General features: G+C 67.1%; 11 protein-coding genes and 1 tRNA gene. 3 read left to right on the top strand and 9 right to left on the bottom strand.

Features of this window, described 5'->3' with window-relative positions:
* Positions 1 to 51: 51 nt before the first annotated feature.
* The 5 genes from lon to OPU66_RS00180 all read right to left on the bottom strand — a co-directional run bounded on the left by lon (position 52) and on the right by OPU66_RS00180 (position 6,756).
* Positions 52 to 2,457: an endopeptidase La gene (lon, locus tag OPU66_RS00200; protein WP_498551783.1), complete on the bottom strand. Its 2,406-nt coding sequence runs from the start codon at positions 2,455 to 2,457 to the stop codon at positions 52 to 54.
* Positions 2,458 to 2,646: 189 nt separating this feature from the next.
* Positions 2,647 to 3,909, bottom strand: a complete 1,263-nt coding sequence (clpX, locus tag OPU66_RS00195) for an ATP-dependent Clp protease ATP-binding subunit ClpX (protein ID WP_498551585.1) — start codon at positions 3,907 to 3,909, stop codon at positions 2,647 to 2,649.
* A gap of 214 nt (positions 3,910 to 4,123) precedes the next feature.
* A complete protein-coding gene (gene clpP, locus OPU66_RS00190; RefSeq protein WP_498551584.1) occupies positions 4,124 to 4,774 on the bottom strand; it encodes an ATP-dependent Clp endopeptidase proteolytic subunit ClpP in 651 nt (216 codons plus the stop codon).
* 265 nt (positions 4,775 to 5,039) lie between these two features.
* On the bottom strand, positions 5,040 to 6,608 hold the full coding sequence (gene tig / locus OPU66_RS00185; protein WP_498551583.1) for a trigger factor: 1,569 nt from the start codon (positions 6,606 to 6,608) through the stop codon (positions 5,040 to 5,042).
* Positions 6,609 to 6,671: 63 nt separating this feature from the next.
* Positions 6,672 to 6,756: transfer RNA gene (locus OPU66_RS00180), tRNA-Leu, on the bottom strand.
* Positions 6,757 to 6,873: 117 nt separating this feature from the next.
* Here OPU66_RS00180 and OPU66_RS00175 point away from each other — a divergent pair.
* Positions 6,874 to 7,092, top strand: a complete 219-nt coding sequence (locus tag OPU66_RS00175) for a hypothetical protein (RefSeq protein ID WP_498551582.1) — start codon at positions 6,874 to 6,876, stop codon at positions 7,090 to 7,092.
* Here OPU66_RS00175 and OPU66_RS00170 read toward each other — a convergent pair.
* The gene (locus OPU66_RS00170; protein ID WP_498551581.1) at positions 7,026 to 8,252 is read right to left on the bottom strand and encodes a pyridoxal-dependent decarboxylase, exosortase A system-associated; all 1,227 of its coding nucleotides are present in this window, start codon (positions 8,250 to 8,252) and stop codon (positions 7,026 to 7,028) included. The two genes, OPU66_RS00175 and OPU66_RS00170, sit on opposite strands and share 67 nt — an antisense overlap.
* Entirely contained in the window at positions 8,249 to 9,769 is a 1,521-nt protein-coding gene (locus OPU66_RS00165) for an AMP-binding protein (protein ID WP_498551580.1), read from the bottom strand. Before OPU66_RS00165 ends, OPU66_RS00170 begins: the two co-directional genes overlap by 4 nt.
* Before the next feature lie 51 nt (positions 9,770 to 9,820).
* Here OPU66_RS00165 and OPU66_RS00160 point away from each other — a divergent pair, with 51 nt between their 5' ends.
* On the top strand, positions 9,821 to 10,843 hold the full coding sequence (locus OPU66_RS00160; RefSeq protein ID WP_498551579.1) for a GNAT family N-acetyltransferase: 1,023 nt from the start codon (positions 9,821 to 9,823) through the stop codon (positions 10,841 to 10,843).
* A 34-nt stretch (positions 10,844 to 10,877) separates the two neighbouring features.
* A complete protein-coding gene (locus tag OPU66_RS00155; RefSeq protein WP_498551578.1) occupies positions 10,878 to 11,147 on the top strand; it encodes an acyl carrier protein in 270 nt (89 codons plus the stop codon).
* Between the two features lie 81 nt (positions 11,148 to 11,228).
* Here OPU66_RS00155 and trxB read toward each other — a convergent pair whose 3' ends face one another.
* Together trxB and OPU66_RS00145 are read right to left on the bottom strand one after the other, a co-directional pair.
* Positions 11,229 to 12,191 carry a thioredoxin-disulfide reductase gene (trxB, locus tag OPU66_RS00150; protein WP_498551577.1) on the bottom strand — a complete coding sequence of 321 codons (963 nt, stop codon included), beginning with the start codon at positions 12,189 to 12,191 and terminating at the stop codon, positions 11,229 to 11,231.
* Positions 12,192 to 12,277: 86 nt separating this feature from the next.
* Positions 12,278 to 12,631, bottom strand: coding sequence for an ArsC family reductase (locus tag OPU66_RS00145; RefSeq protein ID WP_498551576.1), 354 nt, complete (start codon positions 12,629 to 12,631; stop codon positions 12,278 to 12,280).
* Positions 12,632 to 13,428: the final 797 nt, after the last annotated feature.

Here is a 13,428-nt window from a genome sequence, read left to right as displayed (position 1 = left end):
GCGGGGGCACGCGGGCGGCACCATCGGCACCGCCCGCGCCGCTGCAACAGGTCAGTGGCGGACCGCCGGATCCGCCTCGCCCAGCGACGAGGCGACGGCCACCGGCGGCTGTGCCGCCAGTTCGTCGGCCTCGGTCCATTCGATCGGCGTCAGCGGCGCGGCGAGCGCACCGGCAAGCACCTGATCGACATGGCTGACCGGCAGGATGGTCAGCCCGTCGCGGATATTGGCCGGGATATCGGCCAGATCCTTCTCATTTTCCTGCGGGATGAATACGGTGGTGATCCCGCCGCGCAGCGCCGCCAGCAGCTTTTCCTTCAGCCCGCCAATCGGCAGCACGCGGCCGCGCAGCGTGACTTCGCCGGTCATCGCCACTTCGCGCCGCACCGGGATGCCGGTCAGCGTCGACACGATCGACGTCACCATGCCGATACCCGCCGACGGCCCGTCCTTGGGCACCGCCCCTTCGGGCAGGTGGATATGGATGTCCTTGCGCGCAAACAGGCTCGGCTTGATGCCATAGGCCGGGCTGCGCGCGCGGACGAAGCTGAACGCGGCCTGCACCGATTCCTGCATCACCTCGCCCAGCTTGCCGGTCGTGCGGATCTGGCCCTTGCCGGGCACGGTCACGCTTTCGATGGTCAGCAGCTCGCCGCCCACCTCGGTCCAGGCAAGGCCGGTCACTGCGCCGATCTGGTTCTCCTCCTCGCCGACGCCGTGGCGATAGCGGCGGACGCCGGCATATTCGGCCAGATTGTCGGGCGTGATCTCCGCCGCCTCGATCTTGCCTTCGAGAATGCGGCGCAGCGCCTTGCGGGCGAGCTTGGCAATCTCACGCTCGAGCGTGCGGACACCCGCCTCGCGCGTGTAATGGCGGATCAGCGCGCGCAGCCCGTCTTCGGTGATCGCGAACTCGCCCGGCTTCAGTCCGTGTGCCTCGATCTGCTTGGCCACCAGATGGCGCTGCGCGATTTCGACCTTCTCATCCTCGGTATAGCCCTCGACGCGGATGATCTCCATGCGGTCGAGCAGCGGCTGCGGCAGGTTGAGCGAGTTGGCCGTGGTGACGAACATCACGTCCGACAGGTCGATATCGATTTCCAGATAATGGTCCTGGAACTTGTTATTCTGTTCCGGGTCCAGCACCTCGAGCAGGGCCGAGGCCGGATCGCCGCGGAAATCCTGGCCCAGCTTGTCGATCTCGTCGAGCAGGAACAGCGGGTTGGACGTGCCGGCCTTGCGCAGGTTGGTCACGATCTTGCCCGGCAGCGAGCCGATATAGGTGCGCCGATGGCCGCGAATCTCGGCCTCGTCACGCACCCCGCCCAGCGACTGGCGCACGAACTCGCGGCCCGTCGCGCGCGCGATCGACTTGCCGAGCGAGGTCTTGCCGACGCCCGGCGGGCCGACCAGGCACAGGATCGGGCCTTTGAGCTTGTTGGTGCGCGCCTGGACCGCCAGATATTCGACGATCCGCTCCTTCACCTTCTCAAGGCCGTAATGATCCTCGTCGAGCACGTGCTCGGCCTCGGCAATGTCGCGCTTGAGCTTGGACTTCTTGCCCCAGGGCAGGCCCAGCAGCACGTCCAGATAATTGCGCACCACCGTGGCCTCGGCCGACATCGGGGCCATGGTCTTGAGCTTTTTCAGCTCCGCCCCGGCCTTGGCGCGCGCTTCCTTTGACAGTTTGAGCTTGGCGATCTTCTGCGTGAGTTCGGCGATCTCGTCGCCATCCTCGTCGCTTTCGTTGCCCAGCTCGCGCTGGATCGCCTTCAGCTGTTCGTTCAGATAATATTCGCGCTGCGTCTTCTCCATCTGGCGCTTGACGCGGCTGCGGATCTTCTTTTCGACCTGCAGCACGCCCAGCTCGCCCTCCATGAAGGCGAACACCATCTCCAGCCGCTTGGCCGGATCGAGTTCGACGAGCAGCGACTGCTTGTCGGCCACCTTGATCGTGATGTTGGCGGCCACCGCATCGGCCAGCCGCGACGCATCGTCGATATCGGCCAGCTGCACCGCCGTTTCAGCCGGCAGCTTGCGGTTGAGCTTGGCGTAATTCTCGAATTGCTCGACCACCGAACGCATCAGCGCCTTGGCCTCGACGCCGGTCACCTCCGGCTCTTCGGTCAGGGTGACGCTGGCGTTCAGATGCTCGCCATCGCGCGACAGCGTGTCGAGCGTCGCGCGCTGCTTGCCCTCGACCAGCACGCGGACGGTGCCGTCGGGCAGCTTGAGCAGCTGAAGCACGGTGGCCAGCACGCCAAGGTCGTAAAGATCGTCGCGGTCGGGATCGTCATTGGCCGGGTCGAGCTGCGCGACAAGAAAGATCTGCTTGTCCGCCGCCATCGCCCGCTCAAGCGCCGCCACCGACTTTTCGCGCCCGACGAACAGCGGCACGATCATGTGCGGAAACACGACAATGTCGCGCAGCGGCAAAACTGGATAGCTCTGGGTCATCATGGCTCCGGTTACGCCTCAAGGCGTTTACAGGACTTATATGGGACCGGATCGGCCGGCATCAATCCATGGCAGCTTTCCGCGCCTGCCTGCCCGCCCGATCCGGCGGGGCGCGCAGACGAAAAGAGGCGGCCCGGCAGGACCGCCTCCTTCATGCCGCCGGCCCCGCAGGGCCGGATGAGGCAGGGATCAGGCCGCGCCGGTTTCCTTCTTTGCGGCATAGACGCGGACCGGCTCCTTGCGGCCCTCGACCACGTCGCGGTCGACCATCACTTCATCGACCCCGTCCATCGACGGCAGGTCGAACATCGTGTCGAGCAGAATGCCTTCGAGGATCGAACGCAGGCCGCGCGCACCGGTCTTGCGCATGATCGCCTTTTTGGCGACGGCGATCAGCGCGTCGTCGGTGAAGCTCAGCTTCACATCCTCCATGTCGAACAGCTTCTGATACTGTTTGACGAGCGCATTCTTCGGCTCGGTCAGGATCTTGACCAGCGCATCGACGTCGAGATCCTCGAGCGTCGCGATAACCGGCAGACGGCCGACGAATTCGGGGATCAGGCCGAACTTCAGCAGATCTTCCGGCTCGCACTGGCGCAGCACCTCGCCGGTGCGGCGCTCCTCGGGCGCGGCGACAAATGCACCGAAGCCGATCGACTTGCCCTGCAACCGGTCGCCGATGATCTTTTCCAAGCCGGCAAAGGCACCGCCGCAGATGAACAGGATGTTGGTCGTATCGACCTGCAGAAACTCCTGCTGCGGATGCTTGCGCCCGCCCTGGGGCGGCACGCTCGCAGTGGTGCCTTCCATCAGCTTGAGCAGCGCCTGCTGCACGCCCTCGCCCGACACGTCGCGGGTGATCGACGGGTTTTCGGCCTTGCGGCTGATCTTGTCGATTTCGTCGATATAGACGATGCCGCGCTGCGCGCGTTCGACATTGTAATCCGACGCCTGAAGCAGCTTCAGGATGATGTTCTCGACATCCTCGCCGACATAGCCGGCCTCGGTCAGCGTCGTCGCATCGGCCATGGTGAACGGCACGTCGAGGATGCGGGCAAGCGTCTGGGCGAGCAGCGTCTTGCCGCAGCCGGTCGGCCCGACGAGCAGGATGTTGGACTTGGCCAGTTCGACATCGGCGCCCTTGGCGCCATGCGCCAGCCGCTTGTAATGATTGTGGACCGCGACCGACAGCACGCGCTTGGCCTGCTTCTGCCCGATCACATAATCGTCGAGCACGTCGCAGATTTCCTGCGGCGTCGGCACGCCACCATCCTTTTTGGACACCAGCGCCGATTTGGTTTCCTCGCGGATGATGTCGTTGCACAGCTCGACGCATTCATCGCAGATGAACACGGTCGGTCCGGCGATCAGCTTGCGGACCTCATGCTGCGACTTGCCGCAGAACGAGCAATAGAGGGTGCTCTTGGAGTCCCCGCCGCTCAGTTTCGTCATACATCATCCTTCGGGCCAGAACTGGCCGCTTGCGCAGGCGGCATGTTAGCCACCTCTTCCATAAAACCACAATGCCGAATGTTCAGCGCCCGATATCCGGCGCCGTGCCCGGCCCGCGCGGTGGCGCGGGTGCCGGGCGATGCGTTAAGTCGCCACGCAGATGCCCGCCCGGGTCGGGCGACCCGGCGGGATACCGCTGCGAATGCGACCCCGCTCAGGCCGCCGCCTGACCCGGCTCTTCCGCCGGGGTCGGGCGCTTGTCGAACACCTGATCGATCAGGCCGAACGTCTTGGCCTCATCGGCCGACAGGAATTTGTCGCGCTCCATCGAGTCGTTGACCACCTCGATCGGCTGGCCGGTATATTTGGCATAAAGCTCGTTCATCCGCGCACGGATGCGCAGGATTTCCTTCGCCTGGATCTCGATATCGGTCGCCTGGCCCTGCGCCCCGCCCGAGGGCTGGTGGATCATGATCCGCGCATTGGTGAGCGCGATCCGCATCCCCGGCTCGCCCGCTGCCAGCAGGAAGCTGCCCATCGACGCCGCCTGGCCGATGCACACCGTGTTCACCTTGGGCCGGATATACTGCATCGTATCGTGGATCGCCATGCCGGCGGTCACCACGCCGCCCGGCGAGTTAATATACATGTAAATGTCTTTCTTGGGGTTTTCGGACTCCAGAAAGAGCAGCTGAGCGGTGATCAGCGAGGCCATATTGTCCTCGATCGGGCCGGTCACGAACACGATCCGCTCGCGCAGCAGCCGCGAGAAAATATCGAAGCTGCGCTCGCCGCGGTTCGACTGCTCGATAACGATCGGAACGAGCGCGTCGTGGATCTGGCCGTTCGAGAACGGGTTGTTCATGTGAAATGCGTCCTTGGACTAAAGGTCGGTTGCCGGTCCTACATCGGGGGAAAGGACCGCGCGTTCAAGCCCCCCTTGGCCCTGCGCGGCTCGCCAAATGGTAAAGGGCCGCCCGCAGCGGCATCAAAAAGCGGTTCCGGGTGCGCAAAAGCCGGGCGCCACCGCCCGCCGGAACGCAAAGGGCGCGGCCATCGCCCCGTCGGGGGATGACCGCGCCCTGTGGCCGGAGGCGCGTCGCGCCTCCGTAATGGCAGATGGCGGGCGGTTACTCGCTCGCCGCCTTGCGCGTCCGCTTCGGCTTGGCCGGAGCGTCGGCGGCAGCTTCGTCACCCTCGGGCGCAGCTGCCTTCTTGGCCGCCGCCTTCTTGGCGGGCTTGGCCGCAGCCTCTTCGCCTTCGGCGGCTTCAGCCTTCGCCTTTTTGGCGGCGGGCTTCTTGGCCGGCTTGGCCGCGCCATGATCATGGTCGTGATCATGGTTGCAGTCCGGACCATGGACATGGCCGTCCTCGTCCGCCTCGATCTCGGCCTGGATCGCCTCGCGCGTCACTTCGCGCTCGGTGACTTCGGCCTTGGAGAACAGGAAGTCGACGACCTTGTCCTCATACAGCGGCGCGCGCAGCTGGGCGGCGGCCATCGGGTCCTGCTGGACGAACTGGATGAAGCGCTGGCGATCTTCCGGGCGATACTGCTGCGCGGCCTGGGCGATCAGGCGGTTCATTTCCACCTGATTGACCTCGACGCCATTGGCCTGGCCGATTTCCGACAGCAACAGCCCCAGGCGCACGCGGCGCTCGGCGATGCGGCGGTAATCGTCGCGGTCCTTTTCCATGTCGGCGCGCGCCGCTTCCGGATCGGCCTCATGGCTCGCTTCATGCTCGAGCTGCGCCCAGATCTGGCCGAACTCGGCATCGACCATCGACGGCGGCACTTCGAAATCATGCGAGGCCGCCAGCTGGTCGAGCAGCTTGCGCTTCATATGGGTGCGGGTCAGGCCGTTATGCTCCTGCTCCAGCTGGCCCTTGATCAGCTCGCGCAGCTTGTCGATGCCCTCAAGGCCGAGCTGCTTGGCGAACTCGTCGTCAAGCGCGGTTTCCTTGGGCGCGCGGACCTTCTGCACGGTAACGTCGAAGGTCGCATCGCGGCCGGCGAGGTGCTGCGCACCATAATCGGCCGGGAAAGTCACGTTCAGCACGCGGGCGTCGCCGGCGGCGGCACCGATCAGCTGGTCCTCGAAGCCGGGGATGAACTGGCCCGAGCCGATTTCGAGCGAAATGCCCTCGCCCTTGCCGCCTTCAAACGGCACGCCGTCAAGCTTGCCTTCGAAATCGATGACCAGCAGGTCGCCGGTCGCGGCCGGACGGCCGGCCTCGTCTTCCTCATAGCTCTTCGAGCCAGCGGCGATGCGGCCGAGCGTCTCGTCGATCTGCGCGTCGGAGACCGGCACCACCAGCCGCTCGAGCTTCAGCCCGTCCAGCGCCGGCACGGTCACGACCGGCAGCACCTCCAGCGACACCTTCACCTCGGCGTCCTGGCCGGGGCCATAGCCTTCGGCCAGCTCGACCTCGGGCCGGATCGCCGGGCGCAGGCCCTGTTCGGCGATCAGCTGCTGCACGCCTTCCTGGATCGTGGTCTCGAGCGCCTGCTGCTCGAGCGCCGGCCCGTGCATCTTGCGGACGAGGTTGGCCGGCACCTTGCCGGGGCGAAAGCCGGGCATGCGGATCTGCGGCGCGACCTTCTTGAGCTCGCCATCCACCCGCGATTCGATCTCGGCGCGGCTGATCGTCAGCGTGTAGGCGCGCTTCAGGCCCTGGTTCAACGTCTCGACAGTCTGCATCTCGTCTCGTTCGCCTTTTTGCACGTTCAGGAGGAGGCCGGCCTATCACCATGAACTAGAAACTGGTGCGGGCGAAGGGACTCGAACCCCCACATCTTGCGATACTGGAACCTAAATCCAGCGCGTCTACCAGTTCCGCCACGCCCGCGGCCGGACCGCCGGTCGGCGGCGTCTATAGCAAGCGGGGGTCGCAGGGCAACCCATTACCGTGCCCGGCGTTGGAACGCCACCCGCACGCAAGGCCAGACCCACGCAAGGAAAGCCGATGGCGACCGTCCCGTCCCCGACGCCCGTTCCCGCACCGCCGCCGCCCGACCTGCCCGATCTGCCGCCGGACGAGCTGGTGCCGCCGCTGCCGGACACCGACCGGCCCGATCCCGGCCTGCCCGACGCGCCCGGCCCCGATCCGGACCAGCCTCAGACCAGCAGCTCTGCCGCCGCCCCCTGCGCAAGGAACGCCGCCGGGCTGGCGCTCGCCCCATAGGCCCCGGCGCAGAACAGCGCGACGACATCGCCAACCTGCGCGGCGGGCAGTGCCAGCTGGTCGCCCAGCCGGTCGAGCGGGGTGCACAGGCAACCGCACACGGTTGCGACTTCGCTCGCCTCCGCTGCCATGCGCCCGGCGATGGCGAGCGGATAATTGCGCCGGACGACGGTGCCGAAATTGCCGCTCGCCGCCAGCTGGTGGTGCAAGCCGCCATCGGTGATCAGGAACAGCTGGTCATGGCTCGTCTTGCGGTCGACGATCCGGGTCAGATACACCCCCGCCTCGCCGACCAGCCAGCGCCCCAGTTCCAGCGCGAAGCGTGCGCCGCTAAGCATTGCCGGCCGCGCCGCGACGGCAGCGACCAAGGCTGTGCCGATCGCCTCGACATCAAGCGCCACATCGCCGGCGAAATAGGGGATGCCGAACCCGCCGCCCAGATTGACCAGCGGTGGCGCCGCCCCCGCCGCCTCGGCCAGCGCGGCGGCCAGCGCGATCCCGGCCGCCTGCGCCTCGATCAGCGCGCCGGCATCGAGCGACTGCGACCCGGCATAGATATGGAAACCGCGCCAGTCCGCCCCCGCCGCGATCAGCCGCCGGACCAACGGGGCCGCGCGCGCCGCATCGACGCCAAACGGGCGCGCCCCGCCGCCCATCCGCATGCCCGAGCCGCGCAGCTCGAAATCGGGATTGACGCGCACGGCCAGCCGGGGCCGCACGCCCAGCCGCGCAGCGATGGCGAGCGCGCGTTCGGCCTCGTTTTCGGATTCAAGGTTGATCGTGACGCCGGCAGCAATCCCCGCCTCCAGCTCGGCATCGCGCTTGCCGGGGCCGGCAAAGCTGATGCGCGCGCCGCTGATCCCGGCCGCCTCGGCAATGCGCAGCTCCCCGGCCGAGGCGATGTCGATGCCATCGACCTGCGCGGCGATGCGCGCGAGCAGCCCGGCATGGGGATTGGCCTTCATCGCATAATGGATGTCGATGCCCGGCATCGCCGCGCGCAGCCGGGCGATGCGCCGCGCGACCGCCGCCGAATCATAGACGAACAGCGGCGTCTGCCCGGCAGCGGCGATCAGCGCATCATAAGGCTGACCCGCGATCAGCAGCCGGCCATCGGCATCGGCGGCAAAATCGGGGGGGATGGGACCGGCAGGCTTCATGGTGCCAGTTCGGCCTTCAGCCCCGCCCGGTCAAGCTTACCATTGGGCGTGCGCGGCAGGGCGGCGCGCCACACGATGCGCTGGGGCTGCATGAACCCCGGCAGGTCGCGCTTCAGATGGGCGCGCAGCGCGGCCTCGGTCGAGCCGTCTCCGGCGGCGACCAGCAGCACCGCCTGACCCAGCCGGTCATCGGCAATGCCCAGCGCGACCGCCTCGTTGGTCGCGCCGCTCGCCACCGCCGCCTCCTCGATTTCGGTCGGGCTGATGCGGTTGCCCGCCGATTTGATCATCTCGTCCGCGCGGCCGACAAAGCGCAACAGCCCGTCGGCCCCGCGCACCACCGTATCGCCCGACCAGACCGCGAGACCCGTGCCGCCGGCCAGGGGGCGGAAACGCTGCGCGGTGCGTTCCGGATCGCGCCAATAGCCGGCGGCGACCAGCGGCCCGGCATGGACCAGCTCGCCCGGCTCGCCGGGGGCGGCGGGATGGCCATCGGCGCGCAGCACATGCAGATCGGCAAACGGGATCGGGCCGCCGATCGCGGTCGGATGCGCATCGATCAGCGCCGGATCGAGATAGGTCGAGCGGAACGCCTCGGTCAGCCCATACATCGCATAAAGATCGGCCTGCGGTGCCAGCGCGCGCAGCCGCCGCACCAGCGGCTCGGTCAGCGCGCCGCCGCTGTTGGTCAGCCGCCTGAGCGTGGCCGTGTCCGTCCAGTCGCCCTCCACCAGCTGCACCCAAAGCGGCGGCACCCCGGCCAGCGTCGTGATCCGGTGGCGCGCCACCGCGCGCAGCACGTCGCGCGGGGTCAGATAATCGAGCGGGATCACCGTGCCGCCCGCCAGCCAGGTCGAGAGCAGCTGGTTCTGGCCATAGTCAAAGGCGAGCGGCAGCACCGCCAGCGTGCGGTCATCACCGGCAAGGCGCAGATAATGCGCGACCGACACCGCCCCCAGCCACAGATTGGCGTTGCTGAGCATCACCCCCTTGGGCCGCCCGGTCGAGCCGGAGGTGTAGAGGATCGCCGCCAGCGTCTGCGGACCGGCGGTGGACGGGGCGAGCGCCTGTTCGGGCAGCGTCACCTCGCCCTCCAGCACCCGCCGGCATCCGGGCGGGACATCGCCCGGCTCCAGGCTGTCGGCCCGCCCTGCCCCGGTCAGCAGCAGCACCGCGCCGCTGTCGGCCAGGATGTGCGCAAGCTGGGCGCGCTTGAGCAGCGGGTTGACCGGCACATGGATCGCCCCGGCGCGCGGCGCGGCAAGCGGCAACAGGCAGGTCCACAGCCCCTTGGGCAGCCAGCTTGCCACCCGGTCGCCGGGCCGGACACCCTGTTCGGCCAGCCACAGCGCCAGCTGCCCGACCAGTCGTTCCAGCCCGTCCGGGCCGATTTCGCGGTCGCCAAGCACCAGCGCCGGGCCGGATCCGCCGCCAGCGGCGGCACCGGCCAGCAGAATATGGTCGATCGGGCGCGGATTCGGATCAGGCTCTTGCACGCCGTCTCCTTTCTCGGACATGGGGGAGCCTCTCAAGGGGATTCCGGTCTCAGCCGCGCGGGAAGCAGCGATTTGTGGGTCAAGGGTGAATATTATGATTCGCTTGAGCCGGTCGAGACCATCGCCCGCGGCGCGCTCGATGCGTCGGCGCGCCCCTGGCCGTTCGACCGGCTGGACTGGCTGAAGGCCGCTGCCGCCGCGCTGCCGTCACCCCCGCTTATCGTGCGGGCGCGCAGCGAAGGGGTCGATGGCTGGCTGATGCTCGCCCCCGCCGGGCGCGGCCGGTTCAGGATACTGGGCGCGGACCATGCCCATCGCGCCGCGCCGATCTTCACCGGCCCTGCCGATGACGTGCATCGCCGCCGGCTGCTGCGTGCGATGGCGGCGCGGCTGCGCGGGCCGGGGCTGGGCATTGCCGAGCTTGACCTTGGCCCGCTCGACCGCGCCGATGCCGGCGAAATCGCCCGCGCCTTTGGCCGACACGGCTGGATGGTGGCGGCACGCGCCCTGCCCCCGCGCCGGCGCAGCGAGACTGCCGGGCAAAGCTTCGACGAATATTGGGAAGGCCGCAGCCCGGCCCTGCGCGACCGCATCGAGGCCGCTGCCGCGCGCGCGCCGCTCGATCTTGAAGTGTCGACGGTGCTGACCCCGGCGCTCTGGGCCGAACTGGCAAGGCTGAGCGATGCGGCGGACGGGCCGTTTCACCGCTTCGCCGCCGCCGAAAGCGCGGCCGGATCGCTGCGGCTGGCCGTTGCCCGGTGCGGCGACACGCCGATTGCTGCCCAGCTGTGGACGGTGTCGCACGGCATGGCGGTCGCGCATCTGCTCGCCCAGTCGCGCGCGCACAAGGCGCTGGCACCGGGGGCACAGCTGGCGGCGACGATGGTCCGCTATCTGACCAATGTCGATCATGTCGATGCGATCGAATGGGCCCCCGGCCATGGCTGGTGCGCCGACTGGGCAGAACAGGCGGTGCCTCGCGTCGCGCTGCGGCTGCTCAACCCGCGCCGCGCCTCGGTCTGGCCGGCGGCGGCGCTGGCGCTGCTGTCGGCGGGCGTCACGTCCGGCCTTGTCCGCCGCCCCGCGCTCGATTAGCGACCGGCCGTCGCCAGGCTTTCGGAGAAAAGCATTGCAGTCGGAACACTCGTCCAACATCGATCAGGTGCTGCGCGCCGTGCTCGTCGAAACGCTCGGCCTGCCCCAGGCGCGGGTCGCGGGCTTTGACGGCGAGACCGGCCTGTTCGGCGCGCTGCCCGAACTGGATTCGATGGCGGTCGCCGAGTTTCTGACCGAGATCGAAGACCGGCTGGGCGTGGTGATCGAGGATGACGAGGTCGATGGCGACATGCTGGCCAGCTTTGGCAGCCTGAGCGCCTATCTCGCCCGCAAGCTCGGCTAAAGCATTTTCAAGCCGGGTGGGACAACCGGGCGGCTCGTAACACGCGCCCGGGTGCCCCGGCCCCTTCTGCTGCTGACCGACTCAGGCGGCGCGGCTGGCGGCAAACTCCGCCGCGGCAAGGAAACGCTCGGCATCGAGTGCCGCCATGCAGCCGGTGCCCGCCGCCGTCACCGCCTGACGATACACCTTGTCCATCACGTCGCCGCACGCGAACACGCCCGGCACCACGGTGCGCGTCGATCCCGTTTCGACCGCCAGATAGCCATCGCCGTCGAGCGGCAGATGGCCGGCGAACAGCTGGGTTGCCGGCTGGTGGCCGATGGCGACGAACGCCCCGTCGGCGGCGATATGGCTGGTCGCGCCGGTCACCGTATCCTTCAGGTCGACGCCGACCAGCCCCGCCGGCTCGCCGCCCGCCACAAAGCGTTCGACCGTCTTGTTCCACAGCACGCTGATGCGCGGATTGGCGAACAGCCTTTCCTGCAGGATCTTTTCCGCGCGCAGCGAATCGCGGCGGTGGATCAGCGTCACGTCCGGGCTGTGGTTGGTCAGATAAAGCGCCTCTTCGACCGCGGTGTTGCCGCCGCCGATCACCACCACCTTGCGCCCGCGATAGAAAAACCCGTCACAGGTGGCGCAGGCCGAAACCCCGCGCCCGGCCAGTTCCTGCTCGCTCGGCAGACCCAGCCATTTCGCCTGGGCACCGGTGGCGATCACCAGCGTCTCGCCTTCATAAACGTCGCCGCTGTCGCCGGTCAGGCGGAACGGCCGGCGCGACAGATCGACCCCGGTCACGATGTCGGTGATCATCCGCGTGCCGACATGTTCGGCCTGTTTCTGCATCTGCTCCATCAGCCAGGGGCCCTGGATGACATCGGCAAAGCCCGGATAATTCTCGACATCGGTGGTCGTCATCAGCTGACCGCCCGGCTGGATGCCCTGAACGACGATCGGGCTGAGCCCGGCGCGCGCGCCATAAATGGCGGCCGACAATCCGGCCGGGCCGGAGCCGAGGATGAGCATCTTGGTGTGGTGAACGGTCATGCCTGATTACGCTTCTCGAAGAGGGTCTCGGCCGCCAGATAGGGACGAGCGCGCCGCGCTGCAAATGGATCGGCGCGGCGCGCCGCTCATCGGGCCGCGAGCGGCGCGAACCGGTCGGGCGAGAAGCCGACAATCAGCTGCCCGCCCCCCTCGACGACCGGGCGGCGGATCAACGAGGGGTTGGCGATCATCAGCGCGATCGCCCGCGCCTCGTCCAGCCCGGTGCGCTCCGCCTCGGGCAGCTTGCGGAAGGTCGTCCCCTGCCGGTTGACCAGCGCTTCCCAGCCCAGCGCCGCCACCCAGCGCCGCAGCGCCGCTTCGTCCACCCCAGCCTTTTTGTAATCGTGGAAGCGATAGGCGATCCCGGCAGCATCGAACCACGCCCGCGCCTTCTTGACCGTATCGCAGTTCGGGATGCCATAGAGCTGGATGCTGGTCATTGAAAATCCTGATGAGTTGTCCTGACGCTCTCAAAGCCGTTCCCGCCGGCTTCGACGGGCTGATCTGGACCGACGCAATCGGGAAAGTCGGGCCAAGCTGGAAAAAGAAAGCGCGCGCGCAGGTTGGAGCCGAGGCTCCAGCGCGCAATCCCTAACGGCTCGCCCGCAGATCGCATGCCGTACCCAGCCAGCCCGGCCCTTACCGGGTCACTCCCACTCGATTATCCAATTCTCTCATAAGCATCTGATTTCATTGACAGTGTCGCCGATTTTCGGCGCCATGGTCCGGCACATAGCCCGTCATTTGATCACGCTATTGAAATCATTGACGAAATCAGTGCGAAATTTTTTTCATGTCTTCGGCACCTATCGAGATCTGTTGCGATTTTGACCCGGATTTCCGTGACGCAGATTGTTCACAGGCACCTCAGAAAAGTACCGTCACCGACCCGGTTCCACAAGCGGGCATCAGCTTATGGCTGCAGTTGCCAGGCGATTTGGAGGCGGTATCAGCAGAGAGCAACCGGCAGATTGAGGGGCTAAACGCCTCTGATTTGCGTTGCGAAAGTGGCGAGATCAACGATTGCTTGCTTCGGAAGGGCTCATTTGGACTCCAATGATATGCAGTCGAATCTGCGAACGTGGATCCAAACGTGACGTCAGGCTGATCAGCCACCTTTAACAGTCAATGATAACTAACACTTCCAGACCAGGGGAATCACCTAGCCCTGTACATTATGGGCACCTCTGCCCCCTCCTCAACGCCAGGCAAACGAAGATCATGCGTCGCACCATTT

The organism is Sphingomonas sp. URJC2 (assembly GCF_059803575.1).
This window is presented reverse-complemented; position numbering and strand designations above follow the sequence as displayed.

Excerpts from the sequence above, each read along its gene's own strand:
- lon (WP_498551783.1), bottom strand. The coding sequence starts at position 2,457 with ATGACCCAGAGCTATCCAGTTTTGCCGCTGCGCGACATTGTCGTGTTT.
- OPU66_RS00175 (WP_498551582.1), top strand. The coding sequence starts at position 6,874 with ATGGCGACCGTCCCGTCCCCGACGCCCGTTCCCGCACCGCCGCCGCCC.
- clpX (WP_498551585.1), bottom strand. The coding sequence starts at position 3,909 with ATGACGAAACTGAGCGGCGGGGACTCCAAGAGCACCCTCTATTGCTCG.
- trxB (WP_498551577.1), bottom strand. The coding sequence starts at position 12,191 with ATGACCGTTCACCACACCAAGATGCTCATCCTCGGCTCCGGCCCGGCC.
- OPU66_RS00145 (WP_498551576.1), bottom strand. The coding sequence starts at position 12,631 with ATGACCAGCATCCAGCTCTATGGCATCCCGAACTGCGATACGGTCAAG.
- OPU66_RS00165 (WP_498551580.1), bottom strand. The coding sequence starts at position 9,769 with ATGTCCGAGAAAGGAGACGGCGTGCAAGAGCCTGATCCGAATCCGCGC.
- tig (WP_498551583.1), bottom strand. The coding sequence starts at position 6,608 with ATGCAGACTGTCGAGACGTTGAACCAGGGCCTGAAGCGCGCCTACACG.
- clpP (WP_498551584.1), bottom strand. The coding sequence starts at position 4,774 with ATGAACAACCCGTTCTCGAACGGCCAGATCCACGACGCGCTCGTTCCG.
- OPU66_RS00170 (WP_498551581.1), bottom strand. The coding sequence starts at position 8,252 with ATGAAGCCTGCCGGTCCCATCCCCCCCGATTTTGCCGCCGATGCCGAT.